This is a genomic window from Actinomadura meridiana, from assembly GCF_039537545.1.
Taxonomy (GTDB): domain Bacteria; phylum Actinomycetota; class Actinomycetes; order Streptosporangiales; family Streptosporangiaceae; genus Spirillospora; species Spirillospora meridiana.
Genome location: NZ_BAABAS010000001.1, coordinates 307,426 through 331,796, shown reverse-complemented (window position 1 = coordinate 331,796; position 24,371 = coordinate 307,426). Strand labels below are relative to the sequence as shown.

The window sequence follows — 24,371 nt, the reverse complement described above, 5'->3', positions numbered from 1 at the left end:
AACACACCATCGTCGCCGGAGCCACCACCCACACCGAAACACTGACCGCACACTGCAAAACCCACAACATCGACGCGCGCACCATCCCGGTCGACTACGCCTCCCACACCCCCCACATGCACCCCATACGCGACCACCTCATCACCAGCCTGAACGGCATCACCCCGCGGCAGGGCAGCGTTCCGTTCCACTCCACCCTCACCGCACAGCTCATCACCGACACCACCGGACTGGACGCCACCTACTGGTACGACAACCTCGCCAACCCCGTCCAATTCCACCCCACCCTCACCCACCTAACCCAACACCACTCCACCTTCATCGAAACCAGCCCCCACCCCATCCTCACCCCCGCCATCCACGCCACCATCACCCCACCCGCAACCGCACACCCCACCCTCCGCCGCGACCACGGCGGATACCACCAATTCCTCACCTCACTCGCCACACACCACACCCATGCCGCCAAGCCGACCTGGCACGTCGAGCCGAAGCGGCCCGCCGTCCCGCTGCCCGCCTATCCGTTCCAGCGTGAGCGGTACTGGCTGAGCCCGGCCCCAGCGGCGAAGGACGCGGCCGGGCTCGGATTGAGCGCGGCCGAGCACCCGCTGCTCGCCACGACCACGGCGCTGCCCGACGGGAGCTGGCAGGCCACCGGGCTCCTCTCCCTGGACACGCAGCCATGGCTCGCCGACCACGCCGTCCACGGAACCCCGCTCCTGCCCGGCACCGCGTTCCTCGACCTGGCACTCCACGCCGCCCACGCCCTCAACACGCCCACCCTCGAAGAACTCACCCTCCACACGCCCCTCACCACCGACACACCCCGCGACCTGCACATCAACGTCACCGCACCGGACGACCAAGGCGTTCGCGAGATCAGCGTGCATTCGCGCCCGCACGACAGCGAAGGCGACTGGGGCCTGCACGCGAGCGGTGTCCTGTCCCCGGCGGAAGGGGACGCCCCGGACGACGACGCCGCCTGGCCCCCGGAGGGCACGGCGCCCACAGATCTCGCCGGGACCTACGAAGCCCTGTCCGAGCGCGGCTACGACTACGGCCCGGCGTTCCAGAACCTCCGCGAGATGCGGGAGCGGGCCGCGACACTGCACGCCCGCGTCCAGCTCGCCCCCGACACTTCCGTCACCGGCTACGGCGTCCACCCCGCGCTCTTGGACGCCACGCTCCACGCCCTGCTGGCGGCGACCGTTCTGCGTGAGGACGGCCCGGTGAGCCTCCCGTTCTCGTGGTCGGGTGTCCGGGTGCACGCGGTCGAGGCGGACACGCTGCACGTCCGGCTGACGACACTGAGGCCCGGAACGATCGCGTTGCATGCCGCCGATCAGGCGGGACGGCCCGTCCTCACCGTCGAGGAGCTGACGCTCCGCCCACTGAGCACCGACCTCGCGGCCGCCGCGGCGCCCACCCGCGCCGTCGGCGAAGACCTGTTCCTCCTGGAATGGCGGCCCGCCGAGACGACGACCGCGGAGACCGGGACGCCGGTCTTCGTCGGCGACGCCGAGAACGGCTACGGGACGCTGGCGGAGCTGAGCGCCGCGGTCGCGGAAGGGACGCTCCCGGCCCCGGCCGACGTGGTGGCGCTGCCCGTCCTGTTCGCGGCGTCGCCCGGCGACGACCTGGACGAAGACGGCACCTGCCCCGACGCCGCCGAGACCGCCTCGGCCACGGCGCTCGCCCTCGTCCAGGAATGGCTGGACGCCCCGCACCTGCACACCGGCACCCTCACGGTCTGCACCCGCCACGCGCACGCGACGCCGGATGACGACCACGAGCTGAACCTGGCGCACGGCGCCGTGTGGGGCCTGGTCCGCACCGCGCAGAACGAGCACCCGGACCAGTTCCACCTCCTCGACGCCACGGCGTCCGGCACCACCGGGATCTCCGCCGCCGTCGCCGCCGCGCACGCGCTCGGCGAGGCGCAGCTGGCGGTGCGCGGCGACCGCGTGTACCGGCCGAGGCTGGTCCGGGCGGGTTCGCGGGGGCCGCTCCCGGCCGCGCCGTCCGCGTGGCGGCTGGACACCTCCGCCCGGACGGGCAGCCTGGACGATCTCGTCGTCGTCCCGTCCGACGCGCGGGACGTCGCGCTCCTCCCGCACCAGGTGCGGGTCGCGGTGCGCGCGGCCGGGGTCAACTTCCGGGACGTGTTCGTCACACTCGCCATGCGCGAGGGCGAGACCGGCCTCGGCCTGGAGGGCGCTGGCGTCGTGCTGGAGGTCGGCTCTGACGTCACCGGCCTCGCGCCCGGCGACCGGGTGACCGGCCTGTTCGAGTGCGCCTTCGGGCCCGTCGCGGTCGCCGACCGCAGCCACCTGGCGACGCTGCCGGACGGGTGGACGTTCGAGCAGGGCGCGTCCGTCCCGATCGTGTTCCTCACCGCCTACCACGGCCTGGTGAACATCGCCGGGCTGCGTCCCGGGCAGTCGGTGCTCGTGCACGCGGCGGCCGGCGGCGTCGGGATGGCGGCGGTGCAGCTCGCCCGGCACCTCGGGGCCGAGGTGTACGGGACGGCGAGCGCCGCGAAACGCGACGCCGTGCGGGAACTCGGCCTGGACGACGCGCACACGTCCGACTCGCGCGGCCTCGTCTTCGAGCAGGAGTTCCAGGAGGCGACCGGCGGCGCCGGGTTCGACGTCGTGCTGAACTCGCTCGCCCACGAGTTCGCCGACGCCTCCCTGCGGCTGCTGCCGCGCGGCGGCCACTTCGTGGAGATCGGCAAGACCGACATCAGGGACGCGGCCGCCGTCGCCGCCGAACATCCCGGTGTCGTCTACGAGGCGTTCGATCTCCTGGCGGTGCCGCCGGAGCGCGTCCGGGAAATGCTCGACGAGCTGATGACTCTGTTCGCCTCGGGCGCTCTGCGGCCGCTGCCGGTGCGGTGCTGGAACCTGCTCGACGCGCGTGCCGCCCTGCGCCATCTGCGCGAGGGCGCCAACATCGGCAAGGTCGTGCTGACTCCGCCGCGGCCGCTGGACCCGGACGGCACGGTCCTGATCACCGGCGGCACCGGCACGCTCGGCGGGCTCATGGCCCGGCATCTGGTCACCGAGCACGGCGCGCGGCGGCTGCTGCTCACGAGCCGCCGCGGCCCGGACAGCGCGGGCGCCGCCGAACTGGCGGCGGAGCTGGAAGAACTCGGCGCGCACGTTACCGTCGCGGCCTGCGACGTCGCCGACGCGGACGCCCTGGACGCCCTGCTGTCGGACGTGCCCGACGCGCATCCCCTGACGGCCGTCGTGCACGCCGCCGGGGTGCTGCGGGACGCGCCCGTGACCGGGCTGACCGGCGACCACCTCACCGAGGTGCTGCGCCCCAAGGCGCACGCCGCGTGGAACCTGCACCGGCGGACCCGCGACCTGGACCTGGACGCGTTCGTGCTGTTCTCCTCCGCCGTCGGCGTCCTCGGTAACCCCGGCCAGGCCAACTACGCCGCCGCCAACAGCTACCTCGACGTCCTCGCCCACCAGCGGCACCGGCACGGACTGCCCGCCACGTCGGTGTCGTGGGGACTGTGGGAGCACAGCAGCGGCATGACCGGCGAGCTGACCGGCGCGGACCTCGCCAGGCTCCGGCGCGCCGGGCTCACCCCGCTGAGCGACGAGCACGCGCTGGCGCTGCTGGACACCGCCGTCCAGCTCGGCCGCCCGCATCTGGTCGCGACGCCGCTGCCGACGGCGACCACCGCGCACCGTCCGTCGCCGCTGCTGCGCGACCTGGCCCCGGCCGCCCGCCGCCGCGCCGCCGCCTCCGGCGCCGCGGCGGCCGACGCGACCTGGGCCGAGACGATCGCCGCGCTGCCCGCCGACGACCGGTACCCGCGGGTGCTGGACGAGGTCCGCGCGCAGGTCGGCGTCGTCCTCGGACACGCCGACCCGAGCGGGCTCGACGACCGGCGCGCGTTCAGGGAGCTGGGCTTCGACTCGCTCACCGCCGTTGAGCTGCGCAACCGGCTGAACTCGCGCACCGGGATGCGGCTGCCGACGACACTGGTGTTCGACCATCCGACGATCCACGCCATCACCGGCTTCCTGATCGAGGAGGTCGCGGGCGGCGCCCCCGCCCCGGTCTCCGTCACCGCCCGCGTCGACGAGACCGATCCCGTCGTGATCGTCGCGATGGGCTGCCGCTACCCCGGCGGCGCGGACACGCCGGACGCGCTGTGGCGGCTCGTCCGCGACCGGGTCGACGCGATCGGCCCGTTCCCGGACGACCGGGGCTGGAGCGGTGGCCTGTACGACCCGGATCCCGACCGTCCGGGGACGTCCTATGTCCGGTCGGGCGGCTTCCTGTACGAGGCGGGCGACTTCGACGCCGAGTTCTTCGGCATCAGCCCGCGCGAGGCCCTCGCCATGGACCCGCAGCAGCGGCTCCTGCTGGAGACGTCCTGGGAGACGATGGAGAACGCCGGGATCGACCCGACGACGCTGCGCGGCCGTCCCGTGGGCGTGTTCGTCGGCGCGGTCTCCCAGGACTACGGGCCCCGGATGCACCAGGGCCCGAAGGAGGTCGGCGGCTACCTGCTCACCGGCAACATCAGCAGCGCCATCTCCGGCCGGGTCTCCTACACCTACGGCTTCGAGGGCCCGGCGGTGACGGTGGACACGGCGTGCTCGTCGTCCCTGGTCGCGATCCACCTGGCGGCGCAGGCGCTCCGCTCGGGCGAGTGCGAGCTGGCGCTCGCCGGGGGCGTGACGGTGATGAGCTCACCCGGCATGTTCCTGGAGTTCAGCCGCCAGCGCGGTCTTTCGTCGGACGGACGCTGCAAGCCGTTCGCCGCCGCCGCCGACGGGACGGGCTTCGCCGAGGGCGCCGGCGTGCTGCTGCTGGAGCGGCTGTCGGACGCCGAACGTCTCGGTCACCGCGTGCTCGCCGTCGTGAAGGGCGCGGCGATCAACCAGGACGGTGCCAGTAACGGGTTGTCCGCGCCCAACGGGCCGTCGCAGGAGCGTGTGATCGAGCAGGCTCTCGCCAACGCCGGGCTGTCGGCCGGACAGGTCGACGTGGTCGAGGCGCATGGGACGGGCACCAGCCTGGGTGATCCGATCGAGGCGCGGGCCCTGCTCAACACGTATGGGCGGCACCACACCGCCGAGCTGCCTTTGCGTCTGGGGTCGATCAAGTCGAACATCGGCCACACGCAGGCCGCCGCCGGAGTCGCGGGCGTCATCAAGATGGTGCAGGCGATGCGGCACGGGACGCTTCCGGCGTCGCTGCATCTGGACGAGCCGTCGCCTCATGTCGACTGGGACACCGGGCACGTGACGCCGCTCGCCGACAGCGCCCCGTGGCCGGAGACGGGGGAGCCGCGCCGGGCCGCGGTGTCGTCGTTCGGGATCAGCGGGACCAACGCGCATCTGATCCTGGAAGCCGGGCCCGAGACATCGGACGAGAGCGTTGTCGAGGCGTCGGCTGGTCCCGTGGTCACCGTGCCTTTGTCGGCGAAGACTCCCGAGGCTTTGCGGGACGCCGCCGCTCGGCTGGGCGACCACCTCGCGGATCGTCCGGAGACCACTCCGTCCGAGCTGGCGGGGGCGCTTTCACAACGGACGTCGTTCGACCACCGGGCCGTCATCGTGGCCGGGAATGACGACACGGCGACTCTCGTCCAGGCGCTCACCGCCCTGGCCTCCGATGAGGCGCACGCGTCCCTGGTCACTGGCACGCCCCGAGACGGCAGCGGCGGCGTGGTGTTCATGTTCAGTGGTCAGGGCAGCCAGCACCCGGGCATGGGGCAGGAGCTTCACAGCACGTCACCCGTCTACGCCGAGGCGTTCGACGCGGTGTGCGAGGCGGTCGACGCGCACCTGGACCAGCCGCTCGCCAGCGTGGTGTTCGGGGACGACGCGGAGTTGCTGAACAACACCCGCTACGCGCAGCCCGCGTTGTTCGCGCTACAGACCGCCCTGTACCGGCTGCTGGAGCACCACGGCGTCACTCCCGATCACCTCATCGGGCACTCCATCGGCGAACTCACCGCCGCCCACCTGGCCGGGCTGTGGACGTTGAGCGACACCGCGACCCTCATCACCGCCCGTGCCCGCCTCATGGCCGCGCTTCCCTCCGGCGGCGCGATGCTCACCGTCCACACGAGCGAGGACGCCCTCCTGCCGCTGGTGGAAGGGCATGAGGACGTCGCGGTCGCCGCGACGAACGCGCCGGGCTCCACCGTGCTGTCGGGAGATCGCGCCGCCCTCGAACAGATCGCCGGGGTCCTGGACGAGCAGGGGATCAGGTATCAGTGGTTGAAGGTCAGCCACGCCTTCCACTCGCCGCTGATGGATCCGATCCTGGACGAATTCCAAGAGGTGGCAGCCGGGCTCACCTATCACCCCACCACCATTCCGATCATTTCCAACCGCACCGCGTCCGCCGTCACCGACGAACAGCTCGGCGATCCCGGCTACTGGGCCCGGCACATCCGTGACACCGTCCGCTTTCACGACGGCATCTCCCATCTCGACCAGACTCGGCACCCCGCCCTCTATCTCGAAATCGGGCCCCGGCCCACCCTCACCACGCTCGCCCACCAAACACTCCCCACCGGCCCGGCCATCCAGCCGACGCTCCACCACCAGCAGCCCGACAGCATCGCCTTCCACACGGCGCTCGCCCATGTGGCCACCCGTGTCCAGGCGGTGCCCACGCCCGCTCGGCCGCCGCTGGAGACTCCGCCGCCGACGTATCCGTTCCAGCGGCGGCGGTTCTGGCTCTCCAGCACGTCAGGGGAAGCCGCGGACGTCGCGAACCTCGGTCTCGAAGAGGCGGAACACCCGCTGCTGGCCACCACGACCACGCTCCCCGACGGGGGCTGGCAGGCCACCGCCCGGCTCTCCCTCGAAACACAGCCGTGGCTCGCCGACCACGCCGTCCACGGGACCGCGCTCCTGCCGGGCACCGCGTTCGTCGATCTGGCGCTTCACGCGGCGCAGGCCGTCCAGTGCGCCTCGCTCGAAGAACTCACGCTGCACGCGGCGCTGTTCCTCACTCCCGGCCGTCCGCGCGACCTTCACATCAGCGTCACGTCTCCGGACGGGGCGGGGCGCCGCGGGATCAGCATGCACGCGCGTACCGACGGCGCGGACCAATGGACGGAGCACGCCACCGGTGTCCTCGCCCAGGCCGGGGAACTTCCGGACGTGCCCGTGACGGAGCCACCGGCCGGTGCCGAGCCCGTCGATCTCACCGGGATCTACGAGCGGTTGGCCGAGCACGGCTACGACTACGGGCCCGCGTTCCAGAACTTGCACGACCTGCACCGCGACGGTTCCACCTTCTACGGCCGGGTGCGGCTGTCGCCCGACCTCGCCACCTCCGGTCACGGCGTCCACCCGGCCCTCCTGGACGCCGCGCTGCACCCGCTCGCGATCCAGGGCATGGGCGACGGAGAGACGCCGCTGCCCTTCTCCTGGCGCGATGTCAGGATCTCCCCGTCCGAAGCCACGGAGTTGCTGGTCCGCGTCGCGGTGAACGGGCCGGGGTCGGTGGAGGTGAACGTCACCGACCTCTTCGGGGAACCCGTGGCGTCCGTCAGCGGACTGGCGATGCGCACGGTTTCCGCGGAGGAGTTCCGCCGCGCCTTCACCGAGCGGGGCGACGACTCGTTGTTCCGCATCGAGTGGGTCCCGGTCACGGGCGACGCCGGAGGAATGGTCACCGAGCACGAAATGCTGGACGTCCCGTCCGGTGGGGCGCCGCTCGCCGTTTCCGAACTCGTCCTCGACTCCGTTCAGCGGTGGGTCGCGGAGGACCGTCCCGCGGATGCTCGCCTGGTGGTCGTCACCCACGGCGCGGCAGGGCCCGGAGCCTATGACCTCGCGCAGGCACCCGTTTGGGGGCTCGTCCGCGCGGCCCAGTCCGAGCACCCGGACCGGATCGTCCTGCTGGACGTCGGCGACGGCCGGGCGTCCGACGAGGTCGTCGCCGCCGCCCTCGCGCTTGGACTGGCCCAACTCGCGCGCCGCGACGACGGCTTCGTGGCCCCGCGCCTGGTGGCGGCCTCGTCCACGCCCCGGGATCACTCCGTCGAAGGAACCGTCCTGATCACCGGCGGCACCGGAACCCTCGGCGCGTTGGTCGCCGAACACCTCATCACCCAGCACGGCGCCGCTCGTCTGCTCCTCACCAGCAGGCGCGGGCTGGACGCCCCGGGCGCGGCCGAACTCCAAGAACGCCTGGAAGGTCTGGGAGCGCAGGTCGCGATCGCGGCCTGCGACGCCGCCGACCCCGACGCACTGGCCGAACTGCTGGCCGGTATCCCGGACGACCAGCCCCTCAGGACCGTCGTCCACGCGGCAGGCGTCCTGGACGACGCGCCACTGGAAAGGCAGACACCCGAACGGCTCGCCGCCGTGTTCCGGCCCAAGGTCGATGCCGCCTGGAACCTGCACCAGCAGACCCGCGACCTGGATCTCGACGCGTTCGTACTGTTCTCCTCCGCCGCGGGCACCCTCGGCAACCCCGGACAAGCCAACTACGCAGCCGCCAACACCTACCTCGACGCCCTGGCCGCACACCGCCACCACACCGGACTCCCCGCGACCTCCATCGCCTGGGGACTCTGGGAACACACCAGCGCCATGACCAGCGCACTCACCGCAACCGACCACGCACGGCTACGCCGGTCCGGCATCACACCGCTCACCGACGAGCAAGGTCTCGCGCTTCTCGACGCCGCGCTCGGCTCCGCCGAGCCCCACCTCGTCGCCACGCCGATCGACATGGCCGCGCCTCTCGTCTCGCCCCTCACGGACGGGACGCCACGCCGGAAGGGTCGCCGGACGACCGGTCACGGCACGGGGCTCGCGCGCCGCGTCGCGGGGCTGCCCGAGGCCGAGCAGACACGCCTGCTGGCCGAGATCCTCCGCACCCGTATCGTCGCGGTGCTCGGGCTCGACGCGGACGCCGCCCCGGATTTCGACGTCTCCTTCCAGGAACTCGGCTTCGACTCCCTCGCCGCCGTGGAACTGCGCAACCTGCTCGGCAAGTCCACGGGCCTGCGGCTCACGACGACGCTCGTCTTCGACTATCCGACCCCGAGCGCACTGATCACCCACCTGCGGGACGAACTGAGCGGCGCCGGGCGCACCGCCGCCGTCCCGCGCTCGACACGGACCTCGTCCGACGAGACGATCGCGATCGTCGGCATGGCCTGCCGTTACCCCGGCGGCGTCCGCTCCCCGCGCGACCTGTGGCGGCTCGTGGCCTCCGGGACGGACGCGGTCGGCGAGTTCCCGGCGGACCGGGGTTGGGGCGACGACCTGTTCGACCCGGATCCGGAGCGAACCGGGAAGTCCTACGTCCGGCACGGTGGCTTCCTGTACGACGCCGGCGACTTCGACCCCGCCTTCTTCGGCATCAGCCCGCGCGAGGCCCTCGCCATGGACCCGCAACACCGGCTGCTCCTGGAAACCTCCTGGGAAACGATGGAAAGCGCCGCGATCGACCCGGCCGCCCTGCGCGGCCGCCAGATCGGCGTCTTCACGGGCGTCATGTACGACGACTACGGCTCCCGTGTCGCCCGTTCGTCCGGTGGCCTGGAGGGCTATCTGGTCAGCGGAAGCGCGGGGAGCATCGCGTCCGGACGGATCGCCTACACCTTCGGCTTCCAGGGTCCAGCGGTGACGGTGGACACGGCGTGCTCGTCGTCGCTGGTCGCGATGCATCTGGCGGCACAGGCTCTGCGTTCTGGTGAATGCGAAATGGCGTTCGCCGGAGGCGTCACCGTGATGGCCACGCCTTCGGTGTTCCTGGAATTCAGCCGCCAACGCGGCCTGTCCCCGGACGGACGCTGCAAGTCGTTCTCCGCCTCCGCCGACGGAACCGGCTGGGGGGAGGGCATCGGCGTCCTGCTGCTGGAACGGCTCTCCGACGCCCAGCGCAACGGCCACCACATCCTCGCCGTCGTCAAGGGCTCGGCGATCAACCAGGACGGCGCCAGCAACGGGCTCTCCGCACCGAACGGGCCGTCGCAGGAGCGTGTGATCGAGCAGGCCCTCGCCAATGCCGGTCTCACCGCCGACCAGGTCGACGCGGTCGAAGCGCACGGCACCGGCACCACCTTGGGCGACCCGATCGAGGCCCAGGCGATTCTCAACACCTACGGGCAGCACCACAGTGCCGAGCGGCCTCTACACCTGGGATCGATCAAGTCGAACATCGGACACACGCAGGCCGCCGCCGGAGTCGCGGGCGTCATCAAGATGGTCCAGGCCATGCGGCACGGGACGCTCCCCGCGTCCCTGCACATCGACCAGCCCTCGACCCACATCGACTGGGATTCTGGGCACGTCGCCCTCCTGGACGAGGGACGCCCCTGGCCTGAGACGGGGCGTGCGCGTCGGGCGGCGGTGTCGTCCTTCGGGATCAGCGGCACCAACGCGCATCTGATTCTGGAAGCCGCACCCGGCAGCGCGAGCCAGTCGGCCGAACGTCCCGAGTCCGTTCTCGCCGTCCCGTTGTCGGCCAAGACTGCCGAGGCACTGCGGGACGCCGCCACGCGACTGGGCGACCACCTCACCGAGCAGCCCGACCTCACCCCGGCGGACGTGGCGGCATCACTCGCGGCCCGTGCTCAGTTCGACCACCGCGCGGTAATCATCGTCGGCGGTGCCGACCGGTCCGCTCTCTCCGATGCCCTCACCGCATTGGCCGCTGGTGAGGCTCATCCGTCCCTGGTCACGAACGCCGTCCAGGACAACAACGGCGGCGTGGTGTTCATGTTCAGCGGCCAAGGCAGCCAACACCCCGGCATGGGACACGACCTCTACACCACCTCACCCATCTACGCCAAAGCATTCGACGCGGTGTGCGAGGCACTCGACCCACACCTGGACCGGCCCCTCAAGACCGTGGTGTTCGGTGACGATGCGGAACTGCTGAACAACACCCGCTACGCCCAACCCGCACTATTCGCCCTGCAAACCGCGCTGTACCGGCTACTAGAACACCACGGCATCACCCCCGACCACCTCATCGGACACTCCATCGGCGAACTCACCGCCGCCCACCTCGCCGGACTCTGGACACTCACCGACACCGCCACCCTCATCACCACACGCGCCCGCCTCATGGCCTCCCTCCCCACAGGCGGCGCCATGCTCACCACCCACACCACCGAAGAAACCCTAAAACCCATAACCGAAAAGCACGACACGATCTCGGTTGCCGCGACCAACTCGCCGAACTCCACCGTCCTGTCCGGAGAGCGCACCGCGCTCGAACAGATCACCAGCGAACTCGATGAGCGCGGAATCAAGTACCAATGGCTGAAAGTCAGCCACGCCTTCCACTCCCCCTTGATGAACCCGATCCTGGACGAATTCCAAAAAGTGGCGGCCGGACTCACCTACCACCCCACCACCATTCCGATCACCTCCAACCGCACCGCGACCACCGCCACACCCGACCAACTCAACGACCCCGCCTACTGGACCGGCCACATCCGCGACACCGTCCGCTTTCACGACGGCATCTCCCATCTCGACCAGACCCAGCACCCCGCCCTCTACCTCGAAATCGGGCCCCGACCCACCCTCACCACACTCACCCACCAAACACTCCCAACAACACCCACCATCCAACCCACACTCAACCCCAAACAGACCGACACCACCGCCTTCTACAACGCGCTCGCACACGTCCCCGGCCTCGTCGGCTGGAAGCCGTCCGGTAAGCAGCTCGACGAGCCGCTGCCGACCTATCCCTTCCAGCGCCGCCGGTTGTGGCTGACGGGTGAGGCGGAGACCGGGACCGCGTCGGGGCTGGGGCTGACGGCCGCCGAGCATCCGCTTCTCGGCGCGGCCGTGGAGCTTCCCGATGACGGCGTCGTGTTCACGGCGCGGCTCTCGCCCGGCGCCCATCCGTGGCTGCTCGACCACGCCGTCCACGGAACGCCGCTCCTCCCCGCCTCGGCCCTGGTCGATCTGGCGCTGCACGCGGGACGTCTCACCGGGCGTCCCGGCGTCGCGGAGCTGACGTTCGAGGCGCCCTTGGCGCTCTCCCCGGACGAGGCCCGCGACCTGCGAGTGACCGTGGACGCGCCCGGCGAGGACGGGGACCGGACGCTCACCGTCCGCTCCCGCCGCCACGGCGACCAGGAGGGATGGACGCGACACGCGACCGGCGTCCTCACCGCCGCCGAATCCGAGACCGAGCCCGTCCCGCCGATGCCTTCCGGCGCGACTCCCCTCGACGTCTCGGACGCCTACGCCACCCTGGCGGCCCGCGGCTACGACTACGGACCGGCCTTCCAGAACCTGCGCGAGCTGTGGGAGCACGGCGCCACGCGTTACGCCCGCGTCAGGCTCGACACCGAGACCGAGACGGCCGGTGCGGGGTTCGGGCTGCACCCGGCGCTGCTCGACGCCGTCCTCCACCCGCTGGCGCTGGACGACGCTGCCGAGCCGGAAAGCCTGTCGGTCCCGTACACCATGTCGGGCGTGGAACTGCACATTATGGACGCGACCGACGTCCAGGCGGCGATCGAGCGGACGGCCGACGACACCTTCGCGATCACCCTGAGCGCTCCGGACGGTGCGCCCGTGGCGACGATCGCGGCGCTGACCATCCGCCCGCTGCCGGCCGAAGCGCTGGCCACCGCCGCGTCGCGCAGCACCCCGAACGTCCTGTACGCACAGGAATGGGTCGCGGCTCCAGCGGCCACCACTCCCCACCCGAGAGGCCCCTGGACGGTCGTGACGTCCGAGCCCGGCAACGACATCGCCGCCGAGATCGAGGAGGCGACCACCACGACGGGCCTGGCGGACGCGCCCCCGTCAGGCACGGCCCTGCTGATCGTCCCGGAGACGGCCCGTGAGACCCCGGACGCCGTGCGGGCGACGGCGACGCGAGTCCTCCAAGACCTGCGCGCCTGGCTCACCGGCGACCACGACCCCGACGCCCGGCTCGTCATCGTGACCTCCGGGGCCGTCGCGACGGAGGCTCCCCGGCTCGGGCACGCTTCCCTGTGGGGGCTGGTCCGTTCCGCGCAGGCCGAGCATCCCGACCGGATCGTCCTGGTGGACATCGACCGCGATCCCGCCTCCGCACGGGCGCTCCGCGAAGCGCTCGCGACCGGGGAGCCGCAGCTCGCGCTTCGCGAGGGACACGTCCTGATCCCCCGGCTCGCCCCCGTTCCCGCCACGGGCCAGGCGCGCCGCGCGGCGGCGTCCAACGGCACGGTCCTGATCACCGGTGGCACCGGGATCCTCGGCGCCCTGGTCGCCGAACACCTGATCACCGAACACGACGCCACCGACCTCCTGCTCACCAGCAGGCGAGGACTCGACGCCCCGGGCGCGACCGAGCTCAAGCGACACCTCGAAAGCCTGGGCGCGCACGTCACCGTCGCGGCGTGCGACACCGCCGACCCCGGCGCGGTCGCGGAACTCCTCGCCGCCGTCCCGGACGACCGTCCGCTCAAGACCGTCGTCCACTCCGCGGGCGTCCTGCGGGACGCGCTCCTGGAGAACCAGACGCCCGAGCATCTGGACGCGGTGTTCCGTCCCAAGGTCGACGCCGCCTGGAACCTGCACGAGCAGACCAGGAACCTGGACCTGGACGCGTTCGTCCTGTTCTCGTCCGCCAGCGGCGTGCTCGGCACCCCGGGCCAGGCGAACTACGCCGCCGCCAACACCTACCTGGACGCTCTCGCCCGACACCGCCACCACACCGGCCTCCCGGCGACGTCCATCGCCTGGGGCCTCTGGGAGCGAGCGGGAATGGGGGCATCCCTCTCCGAGGCGGACCGGGCACGGCTCGCGAGGTCCGGCCTCCACCCGCTCACCACGGAACACGGGCTGACGCTGTTCGACGCGGCGCTGACCACCGAACGGACGGAACTGATCGCCATCGCCCTCAACGGGGCGGGCCCGGCCGGCATCCCGGCCGTCCTGCGCGACCTGTTCCCGTCCCGCCGGACCGCCCCACGACGGGGCGCGGCGAACGGCACCCAGTGGACGGAACGGCTCAGCGGACGCTCTCCCGAAGACCGGCCGAAGGTGCTCGCCGACCTCATCGCGGGAATGGTGGCCGAAGTTCTGGCACACGACAGCGTTTCCGCCGTAGTGCCCGACCGCGGCCTGTTCGACCAGGGCCTGGACTCCCTGATGGCACTGGACCTGCACCGGCGGCTGTCGAAGGCGACCGGCCTGCGCCTCCCGAAGACGCTCCTGTTCGACTACCCGACCACCCGCGAGCTGGGCGACTTCCTCCACGAGCGCCTGAACAGCCACACGACCGCGACCACGACGAACGGCGCGGGCGATCCGCTGGCAGCGCTCGCCGGGCTGGAGGCCGCACTGGCGGCCGTCCCCGAGAACGGAGACATCCGGAACACCGCGGTCAGCCGCCTCCGCGACCTCCTGGCAAGGATCGACGGCACATCAGCCGACACCCGGACGGACGAGCCTTTCACCGCCGCGAGTGACGAGGAGATGTTCGCCTTCCTCGACAACGACGGGCACTGAAAGAACGACGGGCACTGAACGAGATGAGCGAGGAAAAGGCCGTGGGCCCGGGGATCTCCCCGGGCCCACGGCCCACTCCCACAGGAAGGCGGTCAGCCGGCGACACGGACCCTTCCGGCGTCGCGCGCCAGGATCGTCCGCTGGACCTCACGGAGCTTGCGCCCCGGTTCGAGGCCCAACTCCCGGTCGAGGGTCTCCCACGCCATGCGGTAGACGCCCAGCGCGTCGGCGCGGCGGTCCGATCCGTACAGGGCGCGCATGAGCTGCTCGTAGAAGACCTCGTTGAGCGGATAGTCGTTGATCAGCCCGTACAGGGGGCTCACCACCTCGCGGTGGCGGCCGAGTATCAGCCTGGCCTCCACGTCCATCTCCAGGCACTCCACCCGGGTCTCCTCGACCCGGGCGACGAGGCTGCGGCCGACCGGGCCGAGCGTGAGGCCGCTCAGCATGGGCCCGCGCCACAGGCCGAGAGCGCGCTCGAACACCGCCTTGGCGTCCTCGCAGCGCTCCCGCATGAGCAGCGTCCGGCCCGTCCTGACGTGCTCCTGGAACACCAGGTAGTCGACGTCGGCGGGGTCGACGCGCAGCAGGTAGCCGGGCGCCTGGGTGACGATCGGTCCGGCGGGCGCGCCGAACCGCGACAGCAGCTTGCGGAGCTGCGAGATGTAGACGTGCAGGGCCGCGACCGCCCGGAGCGGCGGCTCCTCGTCCCAGATCTCACTGATCAGCTGCTTGGTCGACACCACCCGGTTCGGGCAGACCAGCAGCGCGGCGAGGGCGGTCTCGATCTTCTGGGCCCGGATGATGTGCGAGGTACCGCCGTCCACCAGCCGGACCGGCCCCAGAACCTGGTACTTCATGCGTCGTCTCCTCCACCGGATCCGGTCACTCGTGCGCCGGGTCCTGCTTGGCGAGCTCGGACCGCACGCGGGCGGCCAGAGCCAGGGGCGTCGGATGTCCGAAGATCTCGGCGAGCGGCAGTCCCACCGACGTCAGCTCCTCGACCCGCTGGCCGAGCAGCGCGCCCTGAAGCGAGTCGCCGCCGCTGAGGAAGAAGTTGGTGCCGGGCTCCGGGTCGGGCACGCCGAGCAGGTCGTGCCACAGCCGGAGCAGCTCCGTCACCAGCTCGTCGTCGCCCGCGTCGCCCGCGTCGCCCGCGTCGCCCGCGTCCGAACGCGCGGCGGCCGGACGGGCCGCCGCCGCCTCCTCCTGCCCCGCGAGCCGTGTGAGCGCCGGATAGTCGACCTTGTCGTTGGCGGTCGTCGGGAACGCTTCGACCACCGTGAACCGCGCGGGGACCATCGAGCGCGGCATCCGCTCGCCCGCCCACCGCCACAGCTCCTCGGGCTCCGGCGGCGTCCCGGTCGCGGTGACGAAGGCGACCAGCCTTCCGTCCTCGCTCGGGTCGCCGTGCAGGACGACGGCCGCCGCGCGCACGGCGGGGTGCTCGGCGAGCGTCGCCTCGACCTCGCCCAGCTCGATCCGGTTGCCGCGCAGCTTGATCTGCCGGTCGCCGCGGCCGAGCAGGACGAGGCTGCCGTCCGCGCGCCAGAAGGCGGTGTCGCCCGTGCGGTAGACGCGGCCGAGGCCGGGGACGTCGGGGAAGCGCTCGGCGGTCAGCTCGGGACGGCCGTGGTAGCCGTCGGCGAGCCCGGCGCCGGCGACGCACAGCTCGCCCCGCACGCCGATCGGCAGCTCCCGGTCCCGGTCGTCCAGGACGTGGACGCGGGTGTCGCGGATGGGGCGGCCCACGTCCACCTGCCGGTCGACGGGGCCGACCGGCGCCGCCGACGTCGACCAGATCGTCGTCTCGGTCGGGCCGTAGACGTGGTGCAGCTCGCAGCCGGTGTCGAGGAGGCGGCGGGCCAGCTCGGGCGGCAGCGGTTCGCCGCCGCACAGCGCCTGCCGTCCGGCGAGGGCCCGGCCCGCGTCGTCCAGCACGGCCCGCCAGGTGGTGGGCGTCGCCTGGACGGCGTCGGCCCGGTGCCGGGTGACGAGGTCGGCGAGGACCCGGCCGTTCAGCCGCGCCTCGTCGGGCGCGACCACGACGCGACCGCCCGAGGCGAGCGGCACCAGCAGTTCGAGGCCGGAGATGTCGAAGGCGAACGTGGTCAGCCAGACCACCGCGTGGCCGTCGCCCGTGCCGAGCTCGTCCGCGAAGTGCGCGACGAGGTTCGCCAGCGCGCGGCGGCCGACGAGGGTGCCCTTCGGGCGTCCCGTCGAACCCGAGGTGTACATCAGGTAGGCGAGGGCGTCCGGGGCCTCGTCCGGGGCGGGGCCGGGCGTGCCCGTCGCCGGGACCGGCGGCACCTCCACCGCGCGCCGGATCTCGACGTCCGGCCGCTTCCCCGACCACAGCAGCGTCCCGGCGCCGGAGTCGTCGACCTGGTAGGCGAGCCGGGAGGCGGGGTGGTCGGGGTCGAGCGGCAGGTAGGCGGCGCCCGTCAGCCACACGCCCAGGACGGCCGCCGCCAGTTCGGGGCCGCGGGGGGCCGCGACCGCGACGATGTCGCCCGGCCCGACGCCGTCCAGCGCGTCGCGGACCGCGAGCGCGCCCGTCCAGAGCCCGCCCCTGGTGACCACGCGGTCGCCGTCGACCAGGGCGGTCGCCGCCGGGTCGGCGGCGGCACGGGCGTGCACGGAGGTGAGCACGGCGGGGGCGTCGGCCGCGGCGGTGTCGTTGGCCGCGCCGATGACGGACCGGTCGCGCTCGCCCCACGCCCGCAGGGCGCCGACGGCGGCGTCCGGGTCGCGCTCCAGCGCGAGCAGCAGGTGCTCGAAGCGCTCGAACATCAGCTCGACGTCGTCCCGGTCGAACAGCTCCGAGCGGTAGACCGCGCGGATTCGGATGCCGTCCGGGGCGGACATGACGAAGAACTCCAGGTCGAACTTCGCCGAGCCGTTCTCCAGGTGCAGCGGTTCGGCCTTGGTGCCGGCCAGCGCGAACGCCGGGACGCCGAAGCCCTTCACATAGTTGAAGGCGTGCTGGAAGAGCGTGTTCCGCCAGGTGTCGCGGGTGCGGCGGGTGCGGCGGGTCAGCTCGTCGACCGGGACGTCGGCGCGCGTCAACGCGTCGAAGTACCCGTCGCGGGTGCGGCGCACGAAGTCCCGGACGCTCTCGCCCGGGTCCAGCCGCATCCGCAGGGGCAGCACGTTGATGTGGTAGCCGATCGCGCGGGACGCGTCCCGCGGCCGGATGTCGGCAGGGACGCCGACGACGAGGTCGGGCCCGGCGCCGTGCGCGTCGAGCATCAGCAGGTAGGCCGCCAGCAGCACGACCGTCTCCGGCGCGCGGACCGTGCGCTGGAGACGGCGGACGGCCGCGACCGCGGACTCCGGCAGCGCCCGGACCAGGTGGTCACCGGCCAGCGTCGGCGCCGGGACGTCGGCGCGCCCGCAGCGCAGCGCGGCGGGCGCGGCGGCGTACCCGGCCAACCGCTTCCGCCAGTACTCCTCGCTCTCCGCCCGGACCGGCGGGTCGGGCAGCGCGGGCGCCACGGCGGCCAGCTCCGGTGGGAGCGGGCGCCCGGCGGCCAGGCACTCGTAGGCGGCGGCGAACTCCTCGACGAACACCGGGATGGACGTGGCGTCGAAGACCAGGTGGTGGACGACGAAGCACAGGGCGTCGCCGTCCGGCCCGGCCAGCAGGCCCGCCCGCAGCATTGGCGCGCCGGTCATCTCGAAGGGCCGCGCGACGAACGGCGCGAACTCGTCCTCCGGTTCGCCCCCCGTGGACGCCAGCCGAGCCACCTCGGGGGGGTCGGCCGCCTCCACGGGCAGGACCGTGCGGGTCAGCTTCGCGCCCTCGGCGCGGTAGCCGGTGCGCAGCGACTCGTGGCGGCGCAGGAGCGCCGCGAGCGCGGCGCGGACGGCGGGCGGCGAGAGCCGTCCCTTGGTGCGGAAGGCGAAAACCAGGTTGTTGGGCACACCCGGGACCATCCGGTCGAGGAGCCACAGCGCCTCCTCCCGGACGGTGGCGGGTCGTGCGGCGGGCGCGTTCTGGACGGGCGCGGTCACCGGTCCACCTCCCCGAGCAGGTCGCTGACGGTCGCGACGACGTTCGCGTCGCGCAGCAGTTCGGCGTGCGGCAGGTCGAAGACGACCTCCCGCGCGACGGTGCCGTCCCGTTCGCCGGGCGGCAGGGTGTTGAGGCCGTTGTTCGGGGTCGCCGAGGTGATGGCGGTCGCGGTGGCCCAGCCCTCGCGCGGGTCGAGCTCGGCGGCCGACACCAGGTAGGACAGGAAGGCGCGGAAGCCGCCGAGCAGCTCGGCGGTGCGGTCGGCGGCGAGCCCGACACCGGTGAGGGCCGGTTCGCCGTAGGCGACGACCAGATCGCTCAGCGTGACGGCCAGATCCGGCATGTTAGATATGTCACGTAGGGCTCGGTCGCCGTCGGCGCGGGCCGTGGCGGGGCGGCCCGGCCCCATGAACCCGGCCAGCGCGCCGATCGCGTCGTAGTAGTGCCGGTGCAGCAGCTCCGGGTGCGGACGCTCCGGGTCGAACACGATCAGCCGCGGGGCGTCCTGCCAGGTGGCGACGCGCGCCGCGAGGCCCGCCGCGAACACGCTGCCGACGCAGTAGCCCAGCACGGCGGTCACCCTGTGCCCCGACGCGCGAACGTCGGCGGTCCAGCGGTCCAGGTGGTCGCGCGCCGTCTTGTCGGCGGGGTCGGGCGGCGCGGTCTCCCAGACGGCGCAGCCGGTCTCGACCTTGGGGATCAGGTCGCTGAAGGATCCCACGGTTCGGCCCGTGGTGGCGGAGAAGTCGGATGCGAGAATGAGGTCCCCCGTGGTGGAACCCCGAAGGACGTTGTACGCCGCAGGATGTTCCATGTCCCCTCTTGATTTAATCCGATTGGCATGCGTGAAATCGAGCTCAAGGCTCGCATCCGGTTCCGCGAACCGGAACCCCTATCCACGTCGCAGCCTGCCGCGATTTGACGTCCTGTCGCACCGGTAGGGGCCAGTAGGGGCTTCTGCCACCTCCCCCGGCGCACCTACGCTCCGTCCTGCCGGACTCAATTCAGTCCGCCTGGAACGAGCATGAATTAAGGGGAGAGAATGGGCGTCGACGGCACCTGGCATCTGACTCTCGACAGCGCCATGGGAAAGCAGGAGTTCGATTTCGACATTAAGGCGGACGACGACGGGCTGACCGGCACCGGGTCGGCCGAGGGCCGCGAGGTGGTCCCGGAGATCATCGGCGGGACGCTCGACGGCGACACCGCGTCCTGGAAGCTCAAGGTGCGCAAGCCGATGCGGATCACGCTGACGTTCACCGTCCAGGTCGCGGGCGACGAGATGACCGGCAAGACCAAGGCCGGGATCTTCGGCAGCTTCCCCGTGACCGGCCGGCGGACATGACCGCCGCCGCTCTCGACCACGCCCGCCCGTTCGCCGGGGCGACGGCGGTGGTGACCGGCGGCGGCTCGGGCATCGGCCTCGCCACCGCGCGCACGCTGGCCGCGCGCGGCGCCGAGGTCGCCTGTGTGGACCTCGACCCGTCCGCCGCCGCCGACCCCCTAATAGGGGTGCGCGGCGACCTCGCCGACGACGGCGTCGCGGCGGCCGTCGGCACCGCGGCCGAGCGGCTCGGGGGCATCGACGTCCTGGTCAACCACGCCGGGACGCTCGCCAGGGGCTCGTTCGAGGACAACGGTCTCGACGAGTGGCGGCGGGTCTTCGAGGTGAACGTCCTCGGGCTCGTCCGGGTCAGCCGGGCGGCCATGCCGTGGCTGCGCGAGTCGGCCGGGGCCGGGCGGAACCCGGCGATCGTCAATACCTGCTCGATCACCGCGCTGGTGGGGATGCCGGGCGGGGCCGTCTACGGCGCGTCCAAGGGCGCGGTGTACTCGCTGACCCTGTCGATGGCCGCCGACCTGCTGGCCGAGGGGATCCGGGTGAACTGCGTGGCGCCCGGCCCGGTCGACACCCCGTGGGTGCGCCGCGAGCTCGCGGCCGCGCCCGACCCGGAGGCGGCCCTGGCGGCGGTGCACGCGCGGCAGCCCAACGGGCGGCTGATCACCGCCGACGAGGTCGCCGAGGCGATCTGCCACCTGGCCGGGCCGTTGTCGGCGGCCACCACCGGCACGGTGCACGTGATCGACGGCGGGCTGCGCGGCCTGCGGATCCCGGCCGCCGCCGGACGATGATTGACATAGTGACATTCTGACGTCAGGATGTCACTATGACACGCAAGAAGCCGGCCGAGGACAGACGCGTCGAGATCCTCACCGCGGCCATGACGGTCTTCGGCCGCTACGGCTACCGGCGCACGTCCATGGAAATGATCGCCAAGGCGGCGGGCATCTCGCGGCCCGCGCTGTACCAGCACTTCAGCGGGCGCGAGGACGTCTTCCGCGCGATGGGCACCCACATGCTCGACGAGGTGCTGCGCAGCGCGCGGGAGGCGGCCGCGGCCGAGGGCTCGCTGGCCGACCAGCTGTACGCGGCCCTGGCGATCAAGCTGCGGACGGTGCTCGGCTCGGTCGGCGCCGGGCACCGGGCCGAGCTGCTCACCGAGGCCGGGGTGATCGCCCCCGACCTGATGCTGTCGTTCAAGAACCGGTTCGCGGCCCTCGTCGCGGACCTGCTCGCCGCCGCGACCGGCGGGCCTGACCAGCTCGCCCCCGGCATGACCGCCTACGAGTGCGCCGACCTGCTGCTGGACGCGGTCGTCGGGATCAGCCAGGCCGACGGCACGCCCGACCAGCTGCACCGGCGGCTGCGCCAGTTGGTGGAGTTGACCGTCCGCGGGCTCGGCACCCCCGAACCCGTGCCCGCTGGGACGCCGTGAACGACATGCACGACATGCACGTCAGCACCATGCACGTCAGCACCACCGAACGGCCGAACGACCCGAACGACCAAACGAATCCCGCACTAACGTCCGTCAGGAGATCCGCCAGTCATGGATGCCGCCACCGTTTATCGACGCCGATGGCTGACCCTGGCCACCCTCAGTCTCTGCCTCGTGATCAGCGGGCTCGACGCCCTGGTGATCGCCATGGCGGTGCCGAAGATCCAGAGTGATCTCGGCGCCACCGTCGGGGAGATGCAATGGTCGGTCGACGCGTACACGCTGACCTTCGGCGGGCTGCTGCTGCTCGCCGGCACCCTCGGCGACCGTCTCGGGCACAAACCGATGCTGCTCGGCGGGCTGGTGCTGATCCTCGGCTTCTCCGTCGCCGCCGCGTTCGCCGGGACGCCCGCCACCCTGATCGGCTTCCGCGCCGGGATGGGGCTCGGCTCAGCGATGGTGATGCCCGCCACCCTGGCGATCATCAAGCACATCTTCCCGCCCGAGGAGCAGGCCAAGGCCATCGGCGTCTGGTCGGGCGCCGCCGGGATCGGCATCCCCCTCGGCCCGGTGATCGGCGGGCTGCTGCTGGACCACTTCTGGTGGGGCTCGATCTTCCTGATCAACGTGCCGGTCGTGGCGATCGCGCTGGCCGCCGGGATGCTGCTGATCCCCTACTGGCGCACGGAGCGGCCGAACCGGCTCGACCCGGTGGGCGCGGTGCTCGCCGTCGCGGGGCTCGTCCTGCTGGTCTACGGGCTGATCGAGGTCCCGGTGCACGGCTGGACGGGCGCGCAGCCCCTGGTCGGGCTGATCGCCGGCGTGGTGCTGCTCGTCGCGTTCGTGGCCTGGGAGGCGCGCACCGGCACCCCGATGCTGCCGTTGTCGCTGTTCGCCAACCGCCGCTTCAGCGGCTCCGCCGCCGCCCTGACCTGCCAGGCGTTCGCGCTGTTCGGCAGCCTGTTCGTCCTCACCCAGTACTTCCAGATCGCCCGGCACCACGACCCGCTGTCGTCCGGGCTGCGCATCCTCGCGATCTGCACGCTGATCATCTCCTCGCCGCTGGCGCCCTACGTGGTCAAGGCCATCGGCGACAAGCTGACCATCATCACCGGCTTGCTGATCATCGCGGCGGGCGCGTTCGCGCTGTCCACCGCCGACGTCACCGCCGAGACGACGGTGCTGGTCAGCCTGGCCGTCATGGGCTTCGGCATCGGCCTTTCCATCCCGCCGTCGGTGGACGGCATCCTCTCCAACGCGCCCTCGCGCCAGGCCGGCACGGCGTCCGCCGTCAACGACACTGCCCTACAGGTCGGCGGCGCCATCGGCGTCGCGGTGCTCGGCACCGCGATGACCTCGGCCTACCAGGGCGCGCTGCCGTCGCTCGCCGGGCTGTCGGCCGACGACCGGTCGCAGGTGCGCGACTCGCTGGGCAGCGCGCTCGCCACGACCGCGCGGCTCGGCCAGAACGGCCAGCAGCTCGCCGCCCAGGCCACCGACGCGTTCGGCACGGGCATGGGGGCGGCCGCGATCACCAGCGGCTGTGTGGCGCTGCTGGGCGCCGCGATCACCATCCTGCTCATGCCCCGCGGCCAGAAGAGCCCGGCCGCGGCCCACACCGGAGCGGCCTCCGACGACCCGCAGGACGCGCGCCTGGGCACCGGCGTCGCGGACTGACCCCGACGGGTCCGCCGCTCCGGAATCGGCCGGACCGCCCGCCCGGGCGGTCCGGCCGATTCGCCGCCGGACGCCGCCGGTGACCGAAACGTGAATGAGCGTGAACAGAAATATGTCGAGCAGCACCACAACAATCGACCGAGCGCTAATAGGGGGTACCGCGGTCCCGGATAGGGGGTGGCATAGGGGTTCGTCGAGTCGATCGACGAGTTATCTTGCGAAGCGGCGAGTGAGAAGCGCTCGATTCGGCAGCCGATAATCACGGGCGGCCGGTCGGAAAATAGCGATCCATCTTCAAGGGGGCATAGCCGTGGACTTCGGTCTGTTCTATTTCGCCGACACCGGAATCGCCGCAGAGAACAGATATCAGCTCCTTTTGGAGGGGGCCAGGTTCGCCGACGCGAACGATTTCACGGCGATCTGGACACCGGAGCGTCATTTCCATTCCTTCGGCGGGCTCTACCCGAACCCGGCGGTGACCTCGGCGGCCCTCGCCACCATCACCGAGCGCGTCGCGATCCGCGCGGGCAGCGTCGTCGCGCCCCTGCACCACCCCGTGCGCATCGCCGAGGAATGGTCGGTCGTCGACAACCTGTCCGGGGGCAGGGTCGGCATCTCCTTCGCGTCCGGGTGGAACGCCGTCGACTTCACGCTGCGGGCGGAGAACTTCCGCGACAGCAAGCGGGTGCTGATCGACACCGTGGACGCCGTGCGGCGGCTGTGGCGGCAGGAGGAGCTGGAGTTCACCGACGGCAGCGGTGCCACCTCGGCGGTGCGGATCTACCCGCCGCCGGTGCAGCCGGAGCTGCCCGTCTGGCTCACCAGCGCGGGCTCCGAGGAGACCTTCCGCAAGGCCGGTGAGCTGGGCGTCGGCATCCTCACCCACCTGCTGGGACAGGACCTGGACACGCTGGCCGGCAAGATCGGCGTCTACCGTGACGCGCACGCCGCGCACCACGGCGGCGACCGCGGCACGGTCGCGCTGATGCTGCACACCTACATCGGCACCGACCGCGACGAGGTCAGGGAGCTGGTGCGCGACCCGTTCAGCGCGTACCTGCGAAGCTCCATCGGGCTGTTCGCGCGGGCGATCAGCGCCGACATGCCGGGCATCGACCTGGACCGGCTGACCCCGGCCGACCTGGACTTCCTCGTCGCCCGCTCGTTCGACCGCTACTTCGACACCGGAGGACTGTTCGGCACCGTCCAGGACGCGGCGAAGATGGTCACCACCCTCGCCGACATCGGCGTGGACGACCTCGCGTGCCTCATCGACTTCGGGCTCGACACCGACGTGGCGCTCGACGGGCTGGCACGGCTCGACGAGGTGCGGCGGCAGCACCGCTGATTCGCGCGGGCGGCAAATGATACCTGGCCGCCCCACCACCCGCCGGAGGGTACCTCCCGATCCGA

The 24,371-nt window shown here is 72.1% G+C and carries 9 protein-coding genes; 6 read left to right on the top strand and 3 right to left on the bottom strand.

Annotated elements, in window-relative coordinates; genetic code table 11:
• Window positions 1–8: 8 nt before the first annotated feature.
• Window positions 9–14,483 (top strand): SDR family NAD(P)-dependent oxidoreductase, encoded by a 14,475-nt coding sequence (locus ABD808_RS01490; RefSeq protein ID WP_344888330.1) that lies wholly within the window; start codon window positions 9–11, stop codon window positions 14,481–14,483.
• A gap of 92 nt (window positions 14,484–14,575) precedes the next feature.
• Here the strand turns inward: ABD808_RS01490 and ABD808_RS01485 are convergent, their stop codons facing one another.
• The 3 genes from ABD808_RS01485 to ABD808_RS01475 are packed head-to-tail and all read right to left on the bottom strand — an operon-like array spanning window position 14,576 to window position 19,315.
• A complete protein-coding gene (locus ABD808_RS01485; RefSeq protein ID WP_344888294.1) occupies window positions 14,576–15,343 on the bottom strand; it encodes an AfsR/SARP family transcriptional regulator in 768 nt (255 codons plus the stop codon).
• A gap of 25 nt (window positions 15,344–15,368) precedes the next feature.
• A complete protein-coding gene (locus tag ABD808_RS01480; RefSeq protein WP_344888291.1) occupies window positions 15,369–18,500 on the bottom strand; it encodes a non-ribosomal peptide synthetase in 3,132 nt (1,043 codons plus the stop codon).
• Window positions 18,497–19,315 (bottom strand): hypothetical protein, encoded by an 819-nt coding sequence (locus ABD808_RS01475; protein ID WP_344888288.1) that lies wholly within the window; start codon window positions 19,313–19,315, stop codon window positions 18,497–18,499. Before ABD808_RS01475 ends, ABD808_RS01480 begins: the two co-directional genes overlap by 4 nt.
• 228 nt (window positions 19,316–19,543) lie before the next feature.
• Between ABD808_RS01475 and ABD808_RS01470 the strand changes: the two genes are divergently transcribed.
• The 5 genes from ABD808_RS01470 to ABD808_RS01450 all read left to right on the top strand — a co-directional run bounded on the left by ABD808_RS01470 (window position 19,544) and on the right by ABD808_RS01450 (window position 24,306).
• The gene (locus ABD808_RS01470; RefSeq protein WP_344888285.1) at window positions 19,544–19,846 is read left to right on the top strand and encodes a hypothetical protein; all 303 of its coding nucleotides are present in this window, start codon (window positions 19,544–19,546) and stop codon (window positions 19,844–19,846) included.
• Complete coding sequence (locus ABD808_RS01465) at window positions 19,843–20,634, top strand: SDR family NAD(P)-dependent oxidoreductase (protein WP_344888282.1); 792 nt, start codon at window positions 19,843–19,845, stop codon at window positions 20,632–20,634. Before ABD808_RS01470 ends, ABD808_RS01465 begins: the two co-directional genes overlap by 4 nt.
• Window positions 20,635–20,669: 35 nt before the next feature.
• Entirely contained in the window at window positions 20,670–21,278 is a 609-nt protein-coding gene (locus ABD808_RS01460; protein WP_344888279.1) for a TetR/AcrR family transcriptional regulator, read from the top strand.
• A gap of 114 nt (window positions 21,279–21,392) precedes the next feature.
• Window positions 21,393–22,958, top strand: coding sequence for an MFS transporter (locus tag ABD808_RS01455; protein ID WP_344888276.1), 1,566 nt, complete (start codon window positions 21,393–21,395; stop codon window positions 22,956–22,958).
• 310 nt (window positions 22,959–23,268) lie between these two features.
• On the top strand, window positions 23,269–24,306 hold the full coding sequence (locus ABD808_RS01450; protein WP_344888273.1) for a MupA/Atu3671 family FMN-dependent luciferase-like monooxygenase: 1,038 nt from the start codon (window positions 23,269–23,271) through the stop codon (window positions 24,304–24,306).
• Window positions 24,307–24,371 lie beyond the last annotated feature (65 nt).

What these genes read in the sequence shown, in the direction of transcription:
- ABD808_RS01470 (WP_344888285.1), top strand. Translation starts at nt 19,544, where the DNA reads ATGGGCGTCGACGGCACCTGGCATCTGACTCTCGACAGCGCCATGGGA.
- ABD808_RS01475 (WP_344888288.1), bottom strand. Translation starts at nt 19,315, where the DNA reads ATGGAACATCCTGCGGCGTACAACGTCCTTCGGGGTTCCACCACGGGG.
- ABD808_RS01485 (WP_344888294.1), bottom strand. Translation starts at nt 15,343, where the DNA reads ATGAAGTACCAGGTTCTGGGGCCGGTCCGGCTGGTGGACGGCGGTACC.
- ABD808_RS01455 (WP_344888276.1), top strand. Translation starts at nt 21,393, where the DNA reads ATGGATGCCGCCACCGTTTATCGACGCCGATGGCTGACCCTGGCCACC.
- ABD808_RS01465 (WP_344888282.1), top strand. Translation starts at nt 19,843, where the DNA reads ATGACCGCCGCCGCTCTCGACCACGCCCGCCCGTTCGCCGGGGCGACG.
- ABD808_RS01460 (WP_344888279.1), top strand. Translation starts at nt 20,670, where the DNA reads ATGACACGCAAGAAGCCGGCCGAGGACAGACGCGTCGAGATCCTCACC.